This window comes from Pontibacillus yanchengensis (assembly GCF_009856295.1).
In the GTDB taxonomy this organism is placed as follows: Bacteria; Bacillota; Bacilli; order Bacillales; family BH030062; genus Pontibacillus; species Pontibacillus yanchengensis_A.
Map to the genome: position 1 here is coordinate 1 of NZ_WMEU01000013.1, position 22,168 is coordinate 22,168.

The 22,168-nt window shown below is 36.5% G+C and carries 22 protein-coding genes, 1 rRNA gene and 1 other annotated feature; of the genes, 3 read left to right on the forward strand and 20 right to left on the reverse strand.

Annotated features, from left to right (window positions below; all coding sequences use genetic code 11):
• From GLW08_RS20425 to GLW08_RS20510, 18 genes are all read right to left on the reverse strand, one after another.
• Window positions 1-111: ribosomal RNA gene (locus GLW08_RS20425) — 16S ribosomal RNA — on the reverse strand; the annotation flags it as partial.
• Between the two features lie 289 nt (window positions 112-400).
• Window positions 401-1,042, reverse strand: a complete 642-nt coding sequence (locus tag GLW08_RS20430; RefSeq protein ID WP_160850463.1) for a Tad domain-containing protein — start codon at window positions 1,040-1,042, stop codon at window positions 401-403.
• Window positions 1,026-1,424: a TadE/TadG family type IV pilus assembly protein gene (locus GLW08_RS20435; RefSeq protein WP_337193969.1), complete on the reverse strand. Its 399-nt coding sequence runs from the start codon at window positions 1,422-1,424 to the stop codon at window positions 1,026-1,028. The genes GLW08_RS20430 and GLW08_RS20435 overlap by 17 nt, the downstream gene beginning before the upstream one ends.
• Window positions 1,402-1,872 carry a DUF4234 domain-containing protein gene (locus GLW08_RS20440; RefSeq protein ID WP_160850464.1) on the reverse strand — a complete coding sequence of 157 codons (471 nt, stop codon included), beginning with the start codon at window positions 1,870-1,872 and terminating at the stop codon, window positions 1,402-1,404. The genes GLW08_RS20435 and GLW08_RS20440 overlap by 23 nt, the downstream gene beginning before the upstream one ends.
• A 20-nt stretch (window positions 1,873-1,892) precedes the next feature.
• Entirely contained in the window at window positions 1,893-2,174 is a 282-nt protein-coding gene (locus GLW08_RS20445) for a hypothetical protein (RefSeq protein ID WP_160850465.1), read from the reverse strand.
• A gap of 821 nt (window positions 2,175-2,995) precedes the next feature.
• Window positions 2,996-3,583, reverse strand: a complete 588-nt coding sequence (locus GLW08_RS20450) for a hypothetical protein (RefSeq protein ID WP_160850466.1) — start codon at window positions 3,581-3,583, stop codon at window positions 2,996-2,998.
• A gap of 82 nt (window positions 3,584-3,665) precedes the next feature.
• Complete coding sequence (locus GLW08_RS20455) at window positions 3,666-5,441, reverse strand: hypothetical protein (RefSeq protein ID WP_160850467.1); 1,776 nt, start codon at window positions 5,439-5,441, stop codon at window positions 3,666-3,668.
• An 11-nt stretch (window positions 5,442-5,452) separates the two neighbouring features.
• The gene (locus GLW08_RS20460; protein ID WP_160850468.1) at window positions 5,453-6,868 is read right to left on the reverse strand and encodes a vWA domain-containing protein; all 1,416 of its coding nucleotides are present in this window, start codon (window positions 6,866-6,868) and stop codon (window positions 5,453-5,455) included.
• Between the two features lie 39 nt (window positions 6,869-6,907).
• Window positions 6,908-7,123, reverse strand: a complete 216-nt coding sequence (locus GLW08_RS20465; RefSeq protein WP_160850469.1) for a hypothetical protein — start codon at window positions 7,121-7,123, stop codon at window positions 6,908-6,910.
• Between the two features lie 30 nt (window positions 7,124-7,153).
• Window positions 7,154-8,086: a type II secretion system F family protein gene (locus tag GLW08_RS20470; RefSeq protein ID WP_160850470.1), complete on the reverse strand. Its 933-nt coding sequence runs from the start codon at window positions 8,084-8,086 to the stop codon at window positions 7,154-7,156.
• A gap of 4 nt (window positions 8,087-8,090) precedes the next feature.
• Window positions 8,091-9,014, reverse strand: a complete 924-nt coding sequence (locus GLW08_RS20475; protein ID WP_202406276.1) for a type II secretion system F family protein — start codon at window positions 9,012-9,014, stop codon at window positions 8,091-8,093.
• On the reverse strand, window positions 9,011-10,360 hold the full coding sequence (locus GLW08_RS20480) for a CpaF family protein (protein ID WP_160850471.1): 1,350 nt from the start codon (window positions 10,358-10,360) through the stop codon (window positions 9,011-9,013). The genes GLW08_RS20475 and GLW08_RS20480 overlap by 4 nt, the downstream gene beginning before the upstream one ends.
• Before the next feature lie 12 nt (window positions 10,361-10,372).
• Window positions 10,373-11,530 carry an AAA family ATPase gene (locus GLW08_RS20485; protein ID WP_160850472.1) on the reverse strand — a complete coding sequence of 386 codons (1,158 nt, stop codon included), beginning with the start codon at window positions 11,528-11,530 and terminating at the stop codon, window positions 10,373-10,375.
• 23 nt (window positions 11,531-11,553) lie between these two features.
• Window positions 11,554-12,303 (reverse strand): Flp pilus assembly protein CpaB, encoded by a 750-nt coding sequence (cpaB, locus tag GLW08_RS20490; protein WP_160850473.1) that lies wholly within the window; start codon window positions 12,301-12,303, stop codon window positions 11,554-11,556.
• 528 nt (window positions 12,304-12,831) lie between these two features.
• Window positions 12,832-13,167 carry a rhodanese-like domain-containing protein gene (locus tag GLW08_RS20495; protein WP_160850474.1) on the reverse strand — a complete coding sequence of 112 codons (336 nt, stop codon included), beginning with the start codon at window positions 13,165-13,167 and terminating at the stop codon, window positions 12,832-12,834.
• A gap of 15 nt (window positions 13,168-13,182) precedes the next feature.
• The gene (locus GLW08_RS20500; RefSeq protein ID WP_160850475.1) at window positions 13,183-13,494 is read right to left on the reverse strand and encodes a rhodanese-like domain-containing protein; all 312 of its coding nucleotides are present in this window, start codon (window positions 13,492-13,494) and stop codon (window positions 13,183-13,185) included.
• Between the two features lie 540 nt (window positions 13,495-14,034).
• Entirely contained in the window at window positions 14,035-16,449 is a 2,415-nt protein-coding gene (gene leuS / locus GLW08_RS20505) for a leucine--tRNA ligase (protein WP_160850476.1), read from the reverse strand.
• Window positions 16,450-16,527: 78 nt separating this feature from the next.
• Window positions 16,528-16,747: a binding site (T-box leader), on the reverse strand.
• Between the two features lie 101 nt (window positions 16,748-16,848).
• Window positions 16,849-17,124, reverse strand: a complete 276-nt coding sequence (locus GLW08_RS20510) for a DUF2524 family protein (protein WP_237458524.1) — start codon at window positions 17,122-17,124, stop codon at window positions 16,849-16,851.
• 1,037 nt (window positions 17,125-18,161) lie between these two features.
• On the opposite strand from GLW08_RS20510, the gene GLW08_RS20515 reads away from it, so the two are divergent.
• Entirely contained in the window at window positions 18,162-19,136 is a 975-nt protein-coding gene (locus GLW08_RS20515; RefSeq protein ID WP_160850477.1) for a TIGR01212 family radical SAM protein, read from the forward strand.
• Window positions 19,117-19,680, forward strand: coding sequence for a class I SAM-dependent methyltransferase (locus GLW08_RS20520; protein WP_160850478.1), 564 nt, complete (start codon window positions 19,117-19,119; stop codon window positions 19,678-19,680). The genes GLW08_RS20515 and GLW08_RS20520 overlap by 20 nt, the downstream gene beginning before the upstream one ends.
• Before the next feature lie 15 nt (window positions 19,681-19,695).
• Here the strand turns inward: GLW08_RS20520 and GLW08_RS20525 are convergent, their stop codons facing one another.
• Both GLW08_RS20525 and GLW08_RS20530 read right to left on the reverse strand, forming a co-directional pair.
• Window positions 19,696-20,763 (reverse strand): tetraprenyl-beta-curcumene synthase family protein, encoded by a 1,068-nt coding sequence (locus GLW08_RS20525; RefSeq protein WP_160850479.1) that lies wholly within the window; start codon window positions 20,761-20,763, stop codon window positions 19,696-19,698.
• Window positions 20,764-20,778: 15 nt separating this feature from the next.
• A complete protein-coding gene (locus tag GLW08_RS20530; protein ID WP_160850480.1) occupies window positions 20,779-21,567 on the reverse strand; it encodes an alpha/beta hydrolase in 789 nt (262 codons plus the stop codon).
• A gap of 77 nt (window positions 21,568-21,644) precedes the next feature.
• Between GLW08_RS20530 and GLW08_RS20535 the strand changes: the two genes are divergently transcribed.
• The gene (locus tag GLW08_RS20535) at window positions 21,645-22,160 is read left to right on the forward strand and encodes a gamma carbonic anhydrase family protein (RefSeq protein WP_160850481.1); all 516 of its coding nucleotides are present in this window, start codon (window positions 21,645-21,647) and stop codon (window positions 22,158-22,160) included.
• Window positions 22,161-22,168: the final 8 nt, after the last annotated feature.

Here is a 22,168-nt window from a genome sequence, read left to right on the forward strand (position 1 = left end):
TCGATCCACAACAATCACCCCGAAGGGATCATGTTGCTTCACGCGCTCGACTTGCATGTATTAGGCACGCCGCCAGCGTTCGTCCTGAGCCAGGATCAAACTCTCCATAAAATGAAGAAGTTCGCCTATGCATCATTCAAAATGATTACTGGCTAATTCGTTAAAAAATTAACAGGTTGTTTACAAGTTGTTTTGTTCAGTTTTCAAAGTTCAATATGTCACCTTTCGACACATTCAAAGTATAGCACCCAATTTAACAAAAAGTCAACATTAAATTTACATTTCCTTAATATTTATCTTTGGTATTTGATGGCTTTTGTGTCGTTTACTGTCTTCTTATGAAACAGCACAACCTAATATAATAGATTGAGAACCCCATGTCAATAAAATCTATTATTTTTTAATTAAATATTTCTTCGACATAATTTAATGAAGGCCCTTGCCCCTTTTGCACAACATCCTCTGATAACTCTTCCTCTACGTACTCTCCAGAAGATATTGTTTCATATCTTGATGCAGTTTTGACCTCTATGTACCATTCATCCTTGTTTATCTCAACTTCAGTTTCTTCACTCAATCCGCTATTCCTTTGAATGACAGAAATAACTTCATTTCTTATTTTTCCATCTATCTTATTGCTGGATAGATGATCGCTTAGTTCCTCTTTTAACTTTTCGTATTTGTTCATTTTTTCTGGTAAAACCTCATTATAAGCAAAGATTAATGCCCTTGAATTTGAATAGCCATTGTTATAATACTCTTTCTGCTTTTCATCTATTTGTTCTTCGATTGTATCACCACCATCCAAAAGTTTTTGAGCAATCGCTTTCTCATCAAAGTCTTCTATAGCTTTTTGTGTCTCTTCTAAAATAACCGAAGTTCCTGCCAGTGCCGCTTGTTCAGCTGCCATGCTAGCATTCTGTTTTACAATGAAAATATTAGACATATTGAAAACTATAATTAAAACACCCCCCACAATACCAAGCATCCATATTAAATAGAAAACTGAATTTCCTTGTTCATTGTTAAGATGTTTCATCAACTAACACTCTTCCTATTGCTCTCTGGGTTAAGGGAATGTTCTTCAATTCATCCCACTTGTCAGGAACAAAAATCAATGGGTGCCTTGCTTTTAACACAACCTCAAATTGACCATCCCCTAAAGAATTTGCTGTAATATCAACTGATTCTATTACGGTACTTCCACTCAGAGCTTGTTGAGCAGTATTTTGTGCTTTCTCTACGTCCTCAGTTATAGAATATGTCTTTGCGGCATCATTTACAGCGCTCTTTGCGCTCATAAATGCATAACCTGAGGCAACTACTTGCCAAAGGAGAAGGAAAAACATAAATAGAAAAGGAAGGATTCCCAGAAATTCTATACTAATTGACCCATTTTCATTACGCATACGAATCTTCCTCACGTGGATCCCTCCTTAACTCGTTTAAGCTATTAATTTTATATTGGATATACCAAAGATTAAATAAAACTAAAAGCCATGACTTAATGTTTGCTTCTTTTGCCTGTGCTTCTATCATTTCTTTTAATCTAAAAACTGAATAATATAGTAACCCAACGAAGTAAAATGTAATGATAGTATCTATTGAGTCTAAAATTGCTAACCCAAATCCAGAAAAAAGAAACCCTCCAAGAAACGTGTACACAAACGAGATAGAAAGATAGATAAGAAAAGCATACCACCATTTACTTGGTATATAATTTTTTTTTGAAAAAGAATCCAATGTATTCTTTCTATTTATAAACCAATATGCTGTATAAATACCAATTGTTAAAATGGTTAAGAAAACCATAAGAACAATATTCACCTTTTTAAAAGGAATTACTTCCTCTTCCTTCTCCCTTAATTCCATTCTACTCTCCCTCTTTCCTTTTACATATTCATCTCCACTTTATATTTCAATGTCAAATAGAAATAAATTAGTGGAAATAGAGTTGAATGTAACAGGGTACGTAAGGTTATATAAACTAATAGGTTATTCTCAAAATCTACAACTAAATAAGTAACCCCTGCCCATAATAGGACATTAATGGATACAATCCCCAATAGATCCATAAATAAGCCTATATTTTCTATCCTTATTATCCTGAACACTTTTACAATAGATTCTTTCACTTCATTTTGTTCAATAAATAGAGGTAATAGAACCATCATTGATACCCCTATTATTGTCGGAATCAACAATAAAATGGCTCCAAATATTGAGATAACATAGAAGATTAAGGTCAAAAATACTATTATTCCTATTTTACTTATAAACGTTTTGAGTAATAGTGCTAACGTAAATGCATTATCATTGGAATCCTCCATAACTAACCTAAAAAAAGGTGGAAACAATAAAGAAAAATTAAGTATGAGCAAAAATAAAGTATAGAGATTTGGATACTCTAAAGTGTCTAAACTATAAATATAATAAACTGTATAGATTAAGAAGAAAGAAGTTGGTACTACCAAAATCACACATAATAATATAATTGTAATTAAGTATCGATTATACATTTCAAATACATTTCTCACCAATTAGTATCACACCTATATTAATTTTATCTTAATTATTCACCTTGCCTCGTTCTGATTTTCTGATAGAACAACGCAACTGATAATGAGACTAGTGTACTGTATAAAATACTGTTGTTTACACTTATTGGACTTGTTAGCAAAAAGATATCCATAAAGAAGATTGCAAAGAATATATTAAGAACTGTGAGAGTTACACTACAAATAAATGTAGCAAAATATGGTGTGTTTGGATTCCAATAAGGGGCAGCTATACCAAGGGATATATACGTTACTATAAAAATAGTACCCACCGTAAAATTGGGAGGAATATTACGAAAAAACCCTAGAACAAAAGATACAAAAATAGTGATAAATAGTATGATCCCGACAGCGGATAAAAACCCTTTAAAATTAAACATTGTTCTATCACTCGCTTTAATTATAGAATCACATATCTTACTAAGAATTTTACATATTTAAGTGTCTAATTCTGTTTCTTTTTCTTTTAAATAAGCATTTTTCATTATTGGGAAAACTAAATACAAGAATATAAAATTTAATAGATAAAAAATAACTGCTACTACAAATCCCGATGGTGTTGTCGCATAATTTATATAAAATAAAATGATTATGCCAAATAGAATAATGATTAAAGAATAAGCAATAAATAACTTTAATACTTTAGTCCCCTCTTCTTGAAGTCCCAAAATGATTGTGTGTCTATAGACATAAGTAACAATAGCTACAGCTAACCATAAACCTAAGGCTAATAGAAAGAAGAAACGATTGTCATAAAAAACTCGTAATATAGGAATCAGCAAAAAGATAGATAATGGTAAAAACATAAAAATCTTTTGAAATTCTATAACAAATACTTTTCTGTGAGCATATTTTATCCACGTAATTATTTGTAAAAATAGGATTATGAATACTATTGCTATGTTAACGAGAAATGAGTCCATTGAAGGTTGAGGCGCAACAGAGAATAGTGAACCTAAAAATAAATTGAATAGAAAAGTTGAATGGATTTCCGCTTCTGTAAATGTTGCCTTATTTGATGACAAAAAATCACCTACCCTTATGATTTGAGAATGAGGGAATTGCAATTGTCCCCCATTCTATTGCATTCATATTTAATTTGAAGGACTATGTTCCGAACAAGCCACTTAATCCATTTTTAACTGCTGAAACAGCTTTCTTTCCTGCATTAACGATACCGTCATATCCTTTTTTGATTGTATTACTAAGACCATTTTTTAACTTCCTACCTATTCTAGAATTTAAGAAGAGACTAGCACCAATCGATAGAGCTAAACCCGCAGCGGCTCCAGCAATTGTTCCTGCCACAGGTATTGTTGAACCTGCCACTGCCCCCGCTACCATAGCTGATACAGCACCAGATGCAGCTGTTGTTCCAACTCCGATTGCCACATCTGTAGTTAGATCCGCAGCAAAATTTGTGGAAGCAAATTCTTTATCAGCATTGCTATTATACTCAGAAATAGAATTCCATGAAGATAAACCTACTGTAACAGCTCCATTTAATTTGCTTATGTTTGACAGCCTAAAAGCTGTCTTAGGATTATAGTTCTTACTTAACGAATCCTTAGCACCTGCTTTAGCTAATTGTAATTTAGTAGCACTAGATTTACCTAAGTTTTTAGAAGACATGAATGCATTGTATTTTCCATTTAATTTAACGCGCCTCGAATAGGGCCCAAATGATTTGGTATGGCCACCTTGGCTATATGAACGATAACGGTTGTAAAACCAATTGCTAACTTTATTATCAAGTTGTTGTTTCCCTTTAATCGAATACCAATTATTTCCTTTGTAATCAAATTTAAAGCCTGCTGCTTTTGCCGCAGCAGCTTGGGCCATGTCATCTCCAAAGTTTGTTACATACCTTCTTACATCCTTTACAACAGCTACTGATTTGTCAGCAGTAGATTCATGCTCACCACCTGAAGCAAACATAGCTGCTAAGAAGGAATTGGAACCTTGATCCTCAGAAGAAGTGTTGGAGGTACCACTAACATTCAGTTTACTATCTGTGTTTGAACTATTATTTTTTAAACTTGATTGCGTTTTAGAAGGATTACCTTGTCGTATTTCATTTCCATTAGTTCGTTCACCTGCTAAAGAGTTAGGGTTTTGATTTGGCGAACTATTAGAATCTTGCCCTCTTACTGTTTCTTGTGCTGAATTAGTAATTGAACCATTAGGAGTGGGGATTCCTAAGTTATTGGCTGCGTTTGGATTATCTCCATCTAACCCTTGCCCTTGAGGATTGATTGCTTCACCTTCGGAAGTTCGATTACCATCTGTACCTTCGCCTTGTGTTGTTGTAGAATTACGTAGTTCATTCCCCGAATTAATTGGGGAACCATTATTAGCAATTTGTCCATTGTTCTGCTCTTTTCCTGAAGCATTGGTAGATCCATTCGAAGTTTGGCCACCCGAAAGTCCCTCCCCAGGATTACTAGCGTTCCCATTAGGGCCTTGCCCACTTGAATTTCCTTTTCCAGGGTTAACTGCACTACCATTTGTATCTTGTCCACCTTGTAAAGGGGTGCCTCCTATATCTGAAACGGAAGAATTACTAGGTATAGCAGCAGGATAAGGAGCATTCGGTACAATAAAACCGCCTTCCCTATTTGATTCACCCTCTATTATGGGTTTCCCAGAAGTTATACTCTTCCCGTTTGTGCTTGGTTGCCCGTTTTTTTGAACATCCCCCGGGACAATCATCTTCCCTTCTGGTATAGCATCACCTGGTTGAATTGGACTTCCAGGTGATATTGGTGTTCCGGGTTTTATAAAACCTGCCAAGGTCACAATAGGAAATAGATTTAAAAGTATAATTGTAAAGGCTAATACAGCGCTTGTATATTTTACCAAGCTCTGTCTTTTCCATCGCATGTTGTCACTCCTTATTCCTTCGTATTGTTCTTATACTTTTCCTCTAATGCCTTTAGTGCTTCTTGATGTTTTTTCTCTCTAATATTATTTAATTCACTTTTTAATTCCTTTACTTCTTTCACTATCCAATCATGATAAGCGTGGTTTTTCTCCTCTAAATATTGATAAGATTCCTTGCTCATTGTTCCTTCCATCCAATAAGCGGAGAATATAGATTCTGCCTGCATTCTTTCATCGATGATTTTTCCTTCTTCATCTGTAATATAACCAAAGATATCCAGAGAGTTTTCCGTGTCTTTTACAGAAATCTTAGTCTCTGAATGATCTTTCCAATCTTCCCATGACTGAGCAACTTCTTTTACTTTGTCGAATTCCTTCTTTAATTGATTCGGATTTTCTACTGTTTCGTATATCCCCTTTGTTGTATCCGCAATGTTTTCTAATTGTTTCTGTCCCTTTTGATCTACTTGAAATCCAATCACGTTAATAATTGGGGTTACTTCAGATGAATATAAATCTTTAGCTGCTTGAATTGGATCCCCTTCACATGTTGCAATGCCATCACTAACAAGATATACAATATTTGTATTACGATCTCCATTAAAATCTTTTAGATCCTTTTCCGCTTCTTGAAAAGCCTTGGTTATAGGTGTCCAACCAGTAGGTTCTACTCCTTTTAATGTTTGGCTCAACTTTTTTTGATCAATTTCTGAGATTTGATAGATTAGTTCAGTACTTTTACATGATTTTTGTTTGTCAGCTTCGGATTCACTTCCTTTATGACCATAAACTCTTATGCCTACCTTGGCTTTCTCTGGTAAACCTTGAACAAAGGATTGGATTGTTTCTTTTGCAGCCTCCATTTTCGTTTGGCCAGATACATCTTCATCCATACTCCCAGATGCATCTAGAATAATTTCGATATTTAAATTCTCTTTAAACTGATAACGTGAATCCTCAACATCTGGACTCCCCAAACTTTGAAAACGCATGTTATCAATTAGTTTATCTGGTCCATTAAAATCTCTTTGAATAAGCTTTAATATTTCTTGATAAAAATAATCTAACTGTTTATTAGAAGGATTTTCAGGTAATATTGGAAGTTTGTCCTGATAGAACTCCAAACGTTTCGCTTCATCTGTGTACTTATAAAGTTCTTGATGAGGTCCAGCACGTTTACTCGTTAATGCTTTATACGTATCTGGAAGCCCCTCTACCGTTTTATTACTCATATCCAGAGTTTCAGCATTGTTTTGGCTGTTATTATCGTCACTTGATAAAGAATCCTTTTTACCTTCGCTATTTTCACTGTCTTTTTGTTCTGTTTGATTATTTTTATCTACTGCCTGTTGTTCATTATTCTGACTACAAGCTATCAGAAAAAATAAAAGAACTATTGAAAAAATGGAATAGCTACGTCTCACCATATTCCCCCCCATCACACAATCTATTTAATAGCTACTCTATCAGCCTCCACCTACCATTTTGCTGATACTATCGAATATGTTTGTTAATATATTTTTCACCTGACTCTTCCCTTCGTTTCCAAGAACCTGAGAAATTATCCCTAAAACCAAGATTAATAATGCCGCTAAACCTAACCATTCAAGAGACTGCGCTCCTCTTTCGTTATGAAATAAGCTATACATTTTCGCATAAAAACCACGCATAAGGTTTTGCATGATTCATTCTCCTTTCTTTGTGAAAAGTGTTTATTGAAACATCTGAAAAATGTTCCTATTTTGGTTAAACATATTTATAATCATCAAACCTGCAATTAGCAACATGGAAGAAGGTACAATGATAAATGTTGTGATTAATGTAACTTTCGGAGATGCTTTCGCTGCTTTCTCTTTCACTTTTTCTTTCTTTACTTTTCTCATTTCTTCTGATTGTTGTCTAAAAGTATCGGAAATAGGGACACCTAATTGTTCTCCCTGTATTAATGATTTAATAAGTAACTGAAATTCCTCACTGTCATTTCGTTTTAATAAATATTGGTAGGCTTCATTTCTTGGAACACCTACCTCCATTTCTTGAATAAAACGACCGAATTCTTCCTTAATTGGGCCTTCAAAATACGGAACAATATCACGCAACGCTTGATCTAGTCCAACACCTGCCTGAACGGTAACACTCATCGTATCTAAAAAATCAGGAAGTTGATAAGACAATTCTTCTTGTCTTTTTTTTGCTCTATTTTTAATCCATATTATCGTTCCCGCATAGCCAATTAGAGGGGATAGTATTACAGCAAAAGTTGCGAACGGTAGTCCAAGTACTAATGCACTACCTCCAACAATCAACCCAAGAATCCCCATGAACATTTTTAAGCCTTGAAATCTTTCAATTGTTAAATGATAGGGATATCCTGATTGAATGAGCCATTTGTGAACATCATGATTCTCACTACCAAAATTGACCCGTTGACCAATCCCAGAAAAATCATCAGCATAATGGAACATTTTTGCAATTAGCATTTCCCATCTAGATTCCTTCTTTTGATTTCCTTCAAAAACTTTTACATCTTTCTCCATCTTTTCTTTAACGTTCTTCTTCTTCATTAGATAAACATAAAAACTCCTTAAGGAAAAAGCTAAAAAAGTTAGGCACAAAACTAACATGATGACAATCATTCCATCCATTTGCTCACACCCTTATATTGGTCACCTTTCTAACCAAGAAGAAAGTTAGAACGGTTCCTAAAATAAAAAAAAGTAATAAAATAATACCTACTCCTGAAAACAATGGATCTAGAAACCCATCAATGATGTTATTCATCATAAGGACGAGGAAAATTGGAATAACCGGTAAAATATATGATATATATCTTTGCTCCGCCGTCATAGTTTGAATTTCTTGTTGTAACAGCTTCCTTTCTTCCATAGTTTTACTCATTTCATCCAAAATAAGGTGAAGGTTTCCACCGACTTTTTTTTGAATTAATAACGTAGCAACAAATAGCTTGAATTCTCTATTATCTATTCTTTCTTCCATACTATTAAGGGCTGATTTAAACCCAACTCCTAACGAAAGCTCTTGAGCTAGCCTTTTAAATTCACCTCTAGCTGGTTCATTCACTTCTTGAGCTACCATTTGTATTCCCTGATTTAAGGTCATTCCTGATCGTGTGGAATTCGCTAGCAATCTGCATATTTCTGGTAATTGAGAAGCAAGTTGTTCCTTCATTTTATTTTTTCTAATAATAAACAATACTCTTCTGGCAGCTTCTACAATAAGACCTGACAGCACAATCGCTGTAAGAAAATCTATATTAAAAAAGGTTTGTAAGAACATTACAGTTCCCATAAAACCAACAATAATTGCTCCTATATATTCCGATGGAGTGAATGGCATATTAGCATCTCTCAATTTATTTCTTATCAGTTTTGCTGAATCTGTCTGATCAAAACGATCACCAAGCAAAACAATAATGCTTTTCCTGGCTTCACCTTCGTTATAGTAATCATTGATTTTCTTTTTCCATTCACGCTTCTCCTTTCGGTAACCTAAAAAAGAGTAGATAGCCAGGCAAAATACAACGACGGAGGCAACGACAAATGTTGCAATCATACTGACTCCTCCTGAACATGAGATGAGAATAAATCCTCTGTTAAGTCCACTCCAAATACTCTCAATTGCTCAAGGCATTTGGGAACATAGCCAGTAGCAGTAAAATAGCCTTCTATCGATCCGTCACCATTCATTCCTGTTCGCCTAAATACAAAAATATCTTTTATCTCATGTGAACCATCATTGTTTTCGACTACCTCTGATATTCCTACAATTTTTCTGGAACCATCGGTTAAACGGGTTTGTTGAACGATAATATCTAGCGCCCCGATAATATATTCCCGTATCACATGACTTGGAAGTTCCATTCCAGCCATGATAACCATAGCTTCCACTCTTCTTAACGCATCCATTGGTGAATTAGCATGAACGGTAGTAATGGAACCTTCATGTCCTGTATTCATGGCTTGAAGCATATCAAATGCCTCACCGCTTCGAACCTCTCCAACAATAATCCGATCTGGCCTCATTCGAAGAGAGTTTTTAACTAGAGTTCGAATACCTATTTCACCTTTCCCTTCCACATTGGCAGGACGAGATTCCATACCTACTACATTTTTACGATCCAGCTTCAATTCTGCAGAGTCTTCTATAGTAACTACTCGTTCCTCATAAGGAATGGAGTCGGCTACTACATTTAGCAATGTAGTTTTACCAGAGCCAGTTCCTCCAGAAATTAATGTGTTAAGTTTTGCTTTGACAACTCCATCCAGAAATCTAGCCATCGAATCATTAAGTGTTTGGAAATGTAAAAGGTCTTCCATTTTAAATGGGTCATCTCTAAATTTACGTATAGAAACGAGTGTCCCATCTAAACTTATGGGCGGAATAACCGCATTCACTCGGCTTCCATCTGGTAGACGCGCATCTACCATCGGGGAGCTCTCGTCAATTCTTCTTCCCAAAGGTGCTACAATTCTATCCACTATATGTCGGATATGTTCATCATTTCGAAAGGTTATTTCTGTTAGTTCCAACTTTCCATTTCGTTCAACAAAGACTTCTTCATACCCATTTATAAGTATCTCCGTTATACTGTTATCGTGAATGAGAGGTTCAAGTGGACCAAACCCAACTGATTCATCTAGAATTCTCGTGATTAGTAGTTCTTTGTCATGACGTGAAATAACTACTTTTTCTTCAGACATAAATTGAGAAACGATTTGTTCTATTTTCAATCGCATTTCGCCTTGAGATAACTGAGTCAATGCTTCTAAGTTCGTATCTCGAAGTAATCTAGCTTTGTAATGCTCTACTAGTTCATCTACAAACCTATTTTCGTATTCGTATGAATTTGGATTTTTTTGGACCATTTTTTCTTTCCGTTTTTCAAACAAGGACGACATCTTTAAAGCCTCCTATTTTAATAGCGATGTAGCAAATTTGTGTAAATCCTTAGCAAAAGGAATCAATTTTTTTTCGTTTGACGACCTCCGAACTGGTACTCCTTTATTAACAAAAGGCTGCAACCCTTTTATATCTCTTCTGATAGAGGTTGCTATCGGGAAATGAAGTAAGTTTTTTAAATCTTTTTTCTTTATTTCGTTATCTTTGCCTGTTTGATTGATTAAGATTTCCATACGTGAAGTTAATTCAATACCAAGACGTACGGATAGCTCCTCAAACTGCTTTAACGTTTTTAGTGCTGGTGTTTCTGGAAGTAAAATATAATAGATTCGGTCGGATTCTTCTAGTGCGGTAACAACTTTCTCGTTTATATCTGTAGGCAAATCAATAATCACAAAATCAAATGACCTTCTACATGTCCTTAAAACATTAGCAATAAATGAATCATCTAAAGTTTCGGCTACCTCAGCGTCGCATGGGCTAACTAACACTTCTAATTTTGAAAATTCTTCTGTTTGAGAAACATTTCGTATATGCGTTTCATTGAGCTCTGAAATAACAGGAAGCAAATCTGCAATGGAACGATTACTCTGAATGGATAGTAACTTTTCCATTCCACCAAACTGCATATTAAAGTCTATTAATACAACTTCTGAAGCTGATTCAAGCTTCAGTGTCTGAGCAAAACTTGCCGATAAGGCCGTCTTCCCAACTCCACCATTTCCACTATAAAAAGAGATTATATGACCTCTCCCTCTTCCTAATAGATGGGAAGATTGTTGATCATCAGACTCCTTTTTAGCCATATAGGTTTGTTGAATAGTAGGGAATCGACTAAGGAATAAGCTTAGTTCATCGGGATATACAAAAAACTCTTCCGTTCCTGCCCTTGTCACATCTCTAAGTAATGAGAAATCGGCCGATTGCGCGATAAAAATCACAAATGTGGATGGACTTGCTGATTTAATATATTGGATATTTTCTACAGCATTACCCGTTTCAGACTGAAGATATATCACCATATCCCTAGGTGTACGATTGACTTCTCTTATAACGTCATTGGGTGGTATCACACTTACTTGAACATGTTTACTTTCAATAGAATTTTTTATTTGATTTTGAATAGCTTCTTCATCACTCACCAATAATACGTCAAGATTTGTATTCATACTCTTACTCCTTAGGATATATATTAATCGTTTGATTCTTTCTTTTGACTATCATTATTACTATCTTCACTCTGTTCTTTGGAGTTTGATGAACCTGATTCTTGTTCATTACTAGTTGATTGTTCTTCACCCTCTTGCACTTTTACATTGGTGGCTTTTCCATCACGGCCAACATTGGCTTTGAGTACACGAATATGCTCTGCATAGTTCTGGATATGAATTAACTTAGGAGCTTGTTTAGCATTGACTTCAACTGCTACTCCGGCAAAGCTATCTTCATCTCCTTCTGCAAAAGCTACGGGCACATCCTTCATAAATACTTCTGTTACCTTTTCACCACTTCGTTCATCAGAAACAATGATATCTACTCTATCAAGCGCTTCAATAACTTGATCAAATTGAATTTTCTCTGAACGATAGAGAGCAACTAACCTATGGTTTTCATTCCTCAGATTTGATACAGGTTTTACCATATTAGAGGTAATCATATCCCCTTCATTTAAGGGGACGACAAGCACTTTATTTTGTAATTCTTGTTTGTCCGTAACGTGGGAATCAGTAACAAATTTATTTGGTATTTCCATTACAGTGATTTGAGACTCAGAAATTAACGATCGTGAAGGTATATTCCCTTCTGCTATGTACACTTCCGTCATACCTCCAAGTTCTGAGTTAAGTGATTTCACTTTGTCTAATACCAAATATCCTGCTATTGCTGCTAATGCAAATGCAATAACTAAAAAAATGATGGCACGTCTTTTCGATTCCAGCATACCAATTCCTCTTTCTACTAAAATAATTAGATTGTGATTCATAGTTCCTTTGGTCGAAATTAGTATGTATGTACCACCATTCGACACAATAAAACCATTAAATGGATATAATCTTATTTTTTTACAACATAAATCAAGTAAAATTGGACGTCAAATACATATTCGCATACATAAAGTACTACTTTTTTTAACATTTATTAGTTTTTATATAAAAACCAACCATACATATAAGTCTTTTTTCTTAATATAAATCTATATATTATTTTTTTGATATCTATTTTTCATTAGGTAATAGGAATTAAAAACTATATATTACAAAACACACAACTTTAGTCTAGTTTATTTTAACAATGTAAAGTTTTTTGAATGTAAATAACCAATAAAATATATATAATTCAAGCCCCATATTTCCCACTTACTATATAAAGGTGGTTAATTACCTTGTACAATTTAACTAACTCAAACACTTCATAAAAAAACTCTATATAATAATAAAAACTGCTTCCTATTTGCCAGGAAGCAGTTTTTTTAACTTTGAAAATAATATATAGGGCGATTGTTTTTCTTACGAAGCATTTTTGCGGCAATTCTAGCACCACGTACATCATCGCTAATCAGTACGATATCTTTAGTGCAATCAAAAGTCTCTTTTAGCTCTCTTGGCAGGTAGGATAATGGTATGTTTTGTGCACTAGGGTATGGTTGATTGTGTGCTGATACATAGTCTCGCACATCTATAACACAATAACGATCGTTTGAAATTGTACTTTGGTCAACCTTTTTCAAGTACATATGAGGTAAGGATACATTGCGAACGAACCAAATCAATATGGCTGTTAAGGCAACGATGGCTATGATATACATTTTTGTCACTCTCCTTTATACGACTATCTCGCCAGTCCACCCTAGCATTCCGTCAGAAAGGTTTGAGACATGTTCGAATCCATATTGTTTTAAAAACAAGCAGGCATTCATGCTCCTCATTCCTACTCGACATACAATAACTAGCTCACGGTCTTCTGGTAAATGATTTATTGATTCTGGTATTTTCTGTAATGGTATATGCACAGCTCCTGGAATCATTCCCTGAGCCACTTCGTCGTCTTCTCTTACATCTACCACGTATATTGTATTATTCTGACTAAGCTTTGATTCAAGCTCTCCACCATTTATTTCATTAATATTGTACATTAAGGAATGCTCCTATTGTATTGTTTAGTATTAGATTCGATTTAAGGAATATAGGATAATTAATCCAAACAAAAGTCATTGCCCCTATTAAGCTCACTAATTCCAACCACCATGTTCTTATATTTAATAGCCTCTGTAGTAACAAATAAAGAAAAAAGGATAAAAATCAAATCGATTGAAACAAGAATAGTTGTGAAAAAGAAACAAAAAAAGAGTTCTTTAATCGAGAAATACTACACATGGGGTCACGATCTGAGATGAGTACATAACCATTAAGAGCTACAACAATAGAAAAAAGGAACGATGCCAAAATTGACGCACTCAAGACTTACAGGAAATGAATAACATTCCTCCTATAAGTTGAGGTCATGACCTCTCCCCCCCCTGTTTGAATTCTGCATTTTCTAATTTTAAATATTTTTGAACACAAGTCAATACATACGCTTAATGGTATGTATCCTTATCGTAATAATCAGGATTAATTCTTTTTATCAATAAAAAGACCCTCAGCCGCATATGGCTGAAGGTCTATTCATTCATTTAATTCGCCACAATATTTACAAGCTTCCCGGGAACTGCTATCACCTTACGAACTGTCTTACCTTCAATCCATTCTTGGATTGTTTCATCTTCTAGCGCCCGCTTTTCAAGTTCGTCTTTATCTGCATCTTTAGGGACACTCATTTTTGCTCGTACTTTCCCCATTACTTGAAGAACGATTTCAACTTCATCGTCTTCTAACTTGACTTCATCATAGTTAGGCCAAGCTTGGTAGCTGATTGTCCCTTTATGACCAAACACACTCCAAAGTTCTTCTGCAAGGTGAGGTGCTACTGGAGCGATTAGCTTAGCGAAACCTTCCGCATACTCTTTCGGTACCTCATCCACTTTATAAGCTTCATTTATGAAAACCATCATCTGAGAAATACCTGTGTTAAATCGAAGCTCTTCAAAATTCTCCGTTACTTTCTTAACCGTTTCATGGTAGGTACGTTCAAGGTCTGTGCTTTGACTATTTTCTACTACTTTAGCAGATTGTGTACCTTCATCTGTAAATAAACGCCATACACGATCCAAGAAACGACGAGCTCCATCAAGGCCATTTGTAGACCATGCTACAGCTGCCTCTAATGGTCCCATGAACATTTCATAAAGGCGAAGGGTATCCGCTCCATGAGTATGAACGATGTCATCAGGGTTTACAACATTCCCTTTTGATTTACTCATCTTTTCATTATTTTCGCCAAGAATCATGCCTTGGTTAAATAATTGCTGGAATGGTTCTTTCGTTGGTACTACGCCAATATCATACAGTACTTTGTGCCAAAAACGTGCATATAACAAGTGCAGCACAGCATGCTCGGCACCACCGATATAAATATCAACTGGTAGCCACTTTTCTAGCTTTTCTTTGTCAGCTACCTTTTGATCGTTATGAGGATCTACATAACGAAGGTAATACCAACAACTACCTGCCCACTGTGGCATGGTGTTTGTCTCGCGACGTCCTTTCATACCTGTTTCAGGGTCTGTAACTGTTACCCAGTCCTCGATATTGGCTAGTGGAGATTCACCTGTACCAGAAGGTTTGATTTCACTAGCTTTTGGTAGTTCTAGTGGAAGGTTTTCTTCTTTGACAGGAGACATTGATCCGTCTTCCCAATGAATAATAGGAATAGGCTCACCCCAATAACGTTGACGACTAAATAACCAATCACGTAGACGGTACGTTGTTTTTCTTGAACCTTTTCCTGTTTCCTCTAACCAATTGATCGCCTTTTCAATTGCTTCCTGCTTATCTAACCCATTTAAGAAATCAGAGTTGATGTGCTTACCTTCACCTGTATAGGCTTCTTTTTCTACATCTCCACCTTCTACAACAGCTTTGATTGGAAGGCCAAACGTTTGAGCGAATTCATAATCACGTTCGTCATGTGCTGGTACTGCCATAATGGCACCAGTACCATAAGTCATTAGAACATAATCGGCGATCCATACTTGCAGCTTTTCTCCATTAATCGGATTAATCGCATAAGCGCCAGTGAATACTCCTGTTTTTCCTTGTGCTAGATCAGTACGTTCTAGATCACTTTTCTTTTCTGCTTCATCTAAATAAGTATCAATTGCAGCTTGTTGTTCCTCTGTAACGATATCTTTCACAAGTGGATGTTCAGGAGCTAAAACAGCATACGTTGCACCGAATAATGTATCAGGACGAGTAGTAAAAGCGGTGAACGTGTGCTCGCTACCTTCAATATCAAAATACACTTCAGCACCTTCAGATTTACCAATCCAATTTCGCTGCATATCCTTAATGCTATCCGGCCAATCAAGCTCTTCTAGGTCATCTAGTAAACGGTCTGCATACTCTGTAATTTTTAGCATCCACTGCTTCATAGGTTTACGGATAACAGGGTGACCACCACGTTCACTCACACCATCGACCACTTCTTCATTTGCTAAAACGGTACCTAGTGCAGGACACCAATTTACAGGGACTTCATCAATATATGCCAGTCCTTGCTCATATAACTTAATGAAAATCCATTGCGTCCATTTGTAGTAATTTGGATCCGTTGTATTCACTTCACGATCCCAGTCGTATGAGAACCCAAGTGATTGGATCTGACGACGGAAGTTATCAATATTTTGCTTCGTAAATGCTTCTGGGTCATTTCCAGTGTCCAAGGCATACTGTTCTGCCGGAAGACCAAATGCGTCCCACCCCATTGGATGAAGGACTTCATACCCTTGCATTCGTTTCATGCGAGAAATGATATCTGTTGCTGTGTAACCTTCAGGGTGTCCTACGTGTAAACCTGCACCTGACGGATAAGGAAACATATCTAACGCATAAAATTTCTCTTTGTCACTATAAACGTCTGTTTTAAACGTTTTGTTCTCGTGCCAATAGTCTTGCCACTTCTTTTCGATTGATTTATGATCGTACGCCATACCCATTTACCTCCTCAATTTACCGAACTATATCGTTCATTTCTGTGCCATATAGAAAAAGCCTCTCATCCCTATATAAATAGGGACGAGAGGCTTATATATCCACCCGCGGTACCACCCAGGTTAGTGTCATGTACACTCACTCAAGCTCCTTAACGCGGAGAAACGGCAAATCCTACTGTACTTTCAAATTTGCAGCTCAAAGGCGAGTTCATAAAGTACAAGGATAGCTTTCACCTACCGCTATCTCTCTATAGCTCTTGTTCCTCTATTACTATTCCTTTATCAATGCTGTTCGACTTTCGGCACGTCATTTGTATTTCTTAATTCTAATGAAGCTATTTGCATTTGTCAAGTTTATTAAGGCAGTAGTAAAAGGGTTTAGAAATCTGTGATACATTACTGTAAATCTTGTTCATCGAGAATCATGTCATTCAAGCATTGAGAAACTTGTAAGTGCATACGATGAAGTTGTTCTTTTTGTTGATGATTAGCACTATGCATAAGCTTATCAATTTCATGTTCTAAGTCTTCTAATCCAAGTTGAGCTTGGGTATATTCTTCATTGATTTCGTAGCCCATTTTATTTGTTCTTTCTATTTGATCTCTTGCTGTTTCTAATTTTTCATTCACATCATTCATCATATTTTCTATGGATTGTCTTGTCGCCATCATTAATCACCTCATTTGTAATGTGTGCGTTCTAAGGCCTTGTAATGCATGGAAGTTTGTCTTTATTTTTGATTCCATTTGGTTTTCTTACATATATCTGTTGATATTTCATAATCCCACCCATTATCTTGAAGACTTGAGTTTGAGGTAAATTCCTTATTAGTAGTTATAAGAGGAAGGTTTCCGTTGCCTTCGACAGACTAAAGGTGGCGTGTCCTGCCGGCCCTACACGATGTAGGGTCTTTCGACGTGTCACACGATGACGATTTTAGTCGAACCTCCCCTTAATCATTCTACCTTCGGGGAAAACACCCTCAGGGGAATATCGCCTACCTCTTTCTCCAGCGGGAGTCTCCTTGTTCCCCGGCCACCTTTACTTTGTTGGGATGAACGGAAACATGACCATATAAGAGTGTCATGGGGATTTGGATATAATTCGTGTTTTGCTCTAATTACGCCAGTAACACTTACATGATGACTGGTATAACTAAATTATGCTAAATAAGAACCCACGCGGAAATCGATTTTTTTGATTTTACGGGGATTTCGATTGAATCGGACATATAGTTCAATAGTTGGGACTGAACAGCCAAAATATCTTTGATAAAAGCTCGTTTGCCACAAATAAAGGTCTTATATGTCGGTTAGGAGAGTCGCACTACGTTTGACCGCGGGGCGATCACAACATATCAGCATGGTTGGGCGAGAAACGGCGATACTCCCGCGGGAGAAAGAGGTTAGTGAGACCCCGGATGGCACGGGTTTTGTCTGAGGTGGCTCACCAGATCACCCGCAGGACGCGAGTTGTCTCCCACACCTACTCCTCTTTAAGTATCGGACCCACACCATATTATCTCCAACCCAAGTCTTCAAGATGATCCCTCGTTTCCTGAATAAATTTTCTCACCTTACACTAGTACTTGATAAATAAATTCAACTGATTTCCCCACACCTACATCCCTCCTCTTTGTAATAGAACTTAGTCGTGCTACAATGCAAGTTAGATTAAATTACAACACACAAGATAAAGGAGTTTCTTAATGGACAATCCATTTCCATATTCCTTTGGTCAAAAACGGTATCATTCGTGGAATTACCACTTAAAAAATACCTTTGGACATAAAGTGTTTAAAGTAGCCTTAGATGGTGGTTTCGACTGTCCAAATCGGGATGGTACTGTTGCCTACGGAGGCTGCACGTTTTGTTCAGCAGCTGGTAGTGGAGATTTCGCAGGAGATCGTGCAGAGGATTTAGAAGTACAATTTCATAAAATAAAAGACCAAATGCATCACAAATGGAAAGATGGTAAATATATGGCTTATTTCCAAGCCTTCACAAATACACATGCGCCAGTTGAAGTTCTTCGTGAGCGATATGAAAAAGTTCTTAAACAAGATGGTGTCGTAGGGTTATCTATTGGAACTAGACCTGATTGTCTTCCGGATGATGTTATTGAGTATTTAGCCGAATTAAATGAACGTGTTTATTTATGGGTAGAGTTAGGGCTGCAAACCATTCATGAACAAACCGCGTCCAAGATGAATCGCGCCCATGATTTCAAGACTTATGTTGAAGGAGTTACTAAACTTCGGAAACACGGAATTCGTGTTTGCTCTCATTTAATCAATGGATTGCCTGGTGAGGATTACGACATGATGATGGAATCAGCTCAGGCTGTCGCTCAATTAGACGTACAAGGTATAAAAATTCACCTTTTGCATTTATTAAAAGGAACACCTATGGTGAAGCAATACGAAAAAGGGGAACTGGAATTCTTAAATAAAGAAGACTATGTGAAACTTATCGTCGATCAGTTGGAAATCTTGCCTCCAGAAATGATTGTTCATCGTATAACAGGTGATGGTCCACCAGACTTATTAATCGGTCCTATGTGGAGTATGAATAAATGGGATGTTCTCAACAGCATTGATGCAGAGCTTGCAGAACGAAACAGTTGGCAAGGAAAATATTATAAAAAAGAGGCGAATCAACTACATGTTACAACGAATTCTTGATTATGCACACTTCCTATTAGAAGACTCCGTACAACAAGGTGATGTTGTGTTAGATGGCACAGCTGGAAATGGACATGATACGTTGTTCCTTAGTCAACTAGTAGGGGAGAACGGAGAGGTTCTTTCTTTTGATATACAGGAGCAGGCTATCCTCTCTACAGAACAAAAAATAAACGAAAACAATGTAAAAAATATAACACTAATTCAAGATAGTCACGATAAGCTGAAAAACTATATTCCGGAACCTTCAACTAGGCTGGGTGGCGCGATTTTCAATTTAGGCTACCTTCCTGGAAGTGATAAATCTATCGTAACCAAACCAGACACAACATTGACAGCTATCCAAAACACCCTAGACTTATTAAAACCACAAGGGCTGTTAGTCTTGGTTGTCTATCATGGTCATCATGGCGGACAAGAAGAGAAAGAAGCGCTTCTCAAGTACCTTTCAAAACTTGAACAAAAAGAATTCAGTGTATTGCGCTATGGTTTTGTAAACCAGGCAAATAACCCACCCTTCATTTTAGCTATTGAAAAGAAATAACCCGGGAGCCTTTTATTAGGCTAACCCGGGTTTTAGTTTGTGATATAGTTTGGTATTAAGGTAAAAGAATTTCGCCTTTAGTCCACTTTCATTCAGCAACTCTTTTACCATATAGTTAGCACCTTGGATGGACTGTACTTTACCATCTGCTAAGTACATCCCCACAAGGCCTTTTTGAACCATATGATGAAAAGAGGCATGCGGAAGATCATTCACGTGCTGTTTGGTTTGATCGATAAAATAAACAAATCGATTCTTCATATGATCTTCGTGCTCATAATACGAACAGAAATTTAAGTCTCCTTCATCTAAATCCTCTTGCTGATCAATGTAATAATCCAACAAAATATGTAGCCCTTGCATATAAGGAAAGTAGCTATGATAGACTTTCTGCGTGAGCTCTTCTGTCAAATGATCACTAAAAGCATAAGACACTAAACAAAAAATGCCTAGCGTAGAACCTGAACAAGCTGAAAATTCATACCAGCTCAAGTCATTCCATTTCTCAGCATGTTCATCAAACCAATTCTGTAACCTTGGAACGCGCTCTTCTAGAGTGACATGTTTATGTACCTGTAAATCACAATATAAAGCAGCTAGTTCCTGTGTATACGGCTTAATCGTTTCGTATTGATTCAGTTTAGATAAGGTATCTTGACATGTTTGCACTAATTCATGGAGATAATTGCCATCATCTTTCTCTTCTCGATAAGCATAGTAATCCTTAAGGTCCGCTCCAGGGTTTAATGCATCCAACATTGACTGATGAAGGCACCTGAAATCTTCTGGGTCCAAGGAGGTACTACGGTCACAAAGGTTGTCTAAGTAATCCGATATCGTTTGATATGCTACTATGAACCGAATGGCTTCTTTCCAATTTTTTTGGGAGAGGAGGGAATAAATAGAGCCTCCTTCACAATGAAACGTTTTGGCCTCAATCGAATTTAGCGCTTGCTGTCGTAGTTCTTGATTAGGTATTTGCTCGGCTCTTTTTTGCCAATAAGCTAATTCCTTGTTGGTATATGGGAATATTCTTCTATAAATCGTCGTCATTAAATGGATAGGTGTACTCGGGACAGACAAATGCCTAGCCTCCTTTTACGTTGCTTTAGGGGAATGAAGTTCTATAAATGCCTTAGCATATTGAAAGACTTTTTCCTTCTCTGGATCATTAAATATTTCATGATATAAATTTCCCCATTCTTTGTAACTTTTTTCTTCTATAGTTAAACTATCAAACCATTTTCTCGTGTTTCCTTTATCTACAATTTTATCATCTCCAGCTTGCATCACAAGGGTTGGCAAGTTTGGATAGCTATTTATTTTTTCAAAAGCGACTTTCATTCCTTTATTTAGTTCACTAAACCATTTTACAGAAACCTTCTTTAAAATCAATTCATCTTGTTCATCATTCGCTCTTACAATAGGGTCCCTTGTTACAAGTTCTGAAGACATTTTGCTTTTGAATTTTATTTTTGGTGCTAGTATATTCAATCCAGAAGCGATTACCTTTAAAGGCTTTGGTGGATTAAAGGTAAGCCCAAGGCTCGGTGAGGATAAAATCACTCTCTCAATAGGCAAGGTCTTTTCCTGAAGTGTTCGAATCACAGCTAATCCCCCCATGCTATGACCTAACAAGAAAATAGGTAATCCAAACGTATCAGCTTGTTCCACCCACTTTGAAATGGTAGCTACGTATTCTTGAAACGAGTCAATGTGGCCTTTCTTTCCATCATGTTCTCCATGAGCAGGCAAGTCGCCATATATACAATGGTACCCCTCATCACAAAAGCGGTTAGCAAGCCATTCATAGCGCCCCGAATGTTCAAAAGCACCATGTACAATTACAATCGTTGCCTTCGGTTGTTCTGCTAATATTTGTTTCATGTCAATCGCTTCCTTCCCCTAGAAATAGAAGATTTTGTTATACTATTTATAACACCATATGTTAAAGGAGGATTCAAATGATATACGAATACAAAGGAAAATTACCACACATTCATGATACGGCATACCTTGCCGATGATGTTGTCGTTACGGGTGATGTAACCATTGAGGAAGAAGTGAGCATTTGGTTTAAAACGGTGATTCGTGGTGACGTTGCCCCTGTACATATCGGAAAAAGAACTAACATTCAAGACCAAAGTCTTCTCCACCAAAGTCCCAACATGCCATTAATTATTGAAGAAGGAGTAACGGTAGGTCACCAAGCTATGATTCATTCATCCTATATTAAAAAGAATGCACTTATCGGAATGGGTTCTACCATATTAGACGGTGCAGAGATAGGGGAAGGAGCTTTTATTGGAGCAGGGAGTCTAGTTCCTCCCAATAAAAAAATTCCTCCACATACACTTGCATTTGGTCGACCTGCTAAAGTAATAAGAAATTTGACCGATGAAGATAGTAAGGAGATGGACCGAATCAGAACCGAATATGTAGAAAAAGGGCAATACTATAAATCCTTACAACGAAAGTAAAGAAAAGC

Coding starts and splice junctions, on each gene's coding strand:
- GLW08_RS20445 (WP_160850465.1), bottom strand. CDS start 2,174: ATGATGGTTCTATTACCTCTATTTATTGAACAAAATGAAGTGAAAGAA.
- leuS (WP_160850476.1), bottom strand. CDS start 16,449: ATGGCGTACGATCATAAATCAATCGAAAAGAAGTGGCAAGACTATTGG.
- GLW08_RS20500 (WP_160850475.1), bottom strand. CDS start 13,494: ATGTACAATATTAATGAAATAAATGGTGGAGAGCTTGAATCAAAGCTT.
- GLW08_RS20460 (WP_160850468.1), bottom strand. CDS start 6,868: ATGGTGAGACGTAGCTATTCCATTTTTTCAATAGTTCTTTTATTTTTT.
- GLW08_RS20475 (WP_202406276.1), bottom strand. CDS start 9,014: ATGATTGCAACATTTGTCGTTGCCTCCGTCGTTGTATTTTGCCTGGCT.
- GLW08_RS20455 (WP_160850467.1), bottom strand. CDS start 5,441: ATGCGATGGAAAAGACAGAGCTTGGTAAAATATACAAGCGCTGTATTA.
- GLW08_RS20535 (WP_160850481.1), top strand. CDS start 21,645: ATGATATACGAATACAAAGGAAAATTACCACACATTCATGATACGGCA.
- GLW08_RS20480 (WP_160850471.1), bottom strand. CDS start 10,360: ATGTCGTCCTTGTTTGAAAAACGGAAAGAAAAAATGGTCCAAAAAAAT.
- GLW08_RS20510 (WP_237458524.1), bottom strand. CDS start 17,124: ATGATGGCGACAAGACAATCCATAGAAAATATGATGAATGATGTGAAT.
- cpaB (WP_160850473.1), bottom strand. CDS start 12,303: ATGCTGGAATCGAAAAGACGTGCCATCATTTTTTTAGTTATTGCATTT.
- GLW08_RS20485 (WP_160850472.1), bottom strand. CDS start 11,530: ATGAATACAAATCTTGACGTATTATTGGTGAGTGATGAAGAAGCTATT.
- GLW08_RS20470 (WP_160850470.1), bottom strand. CDS start 8,086: ATGGATGGAATGATTGTCATCATGTTAGTTTTGTGCCTAACTTTTTTA.
- GLW08_RS20440 (WP_160850464.1), bottom strand. CDS start 1,872: ATGGAATTAAGGGAGAAGGAAGAGGAAGTAATTCCTTTTAAAAAGGTG.
- GLW08_RS20530 (WP_160850480.1), bottom strand. CDS start 21,567: ATGAAACAAATATTAGCAGAACAACCGAAGGCAACGATTGTAATTGTA.
- GLW08_RS20515 (WP_160850477.1), top strand. CDS start 18,162: ATGGACAATCCATTTCCATATTCCTTTGGTCAAAAACGGTATCATTCG.
- GLW08_RS20495 (WP_160850474.1), bottom strand. CDS start 13,167: ATGTATATCATAGCCATCGTTGCCTTAACAGCCATATTGATTTGGTTC.
- GLW08_RS20520 (WP_160850478.1), top strand. CDS start 19,117: ATGTTACAACGAATTCTTGATTATGCACACTTCCTATTAGAAGACTCC.
- GLW08_RS20465 (WP_160850469.1), bottom strand. CDS start 7,123: ATGCAAAACCTTATGCGTGGTTTTTATGCGAAAATGTATAGCTTATTT.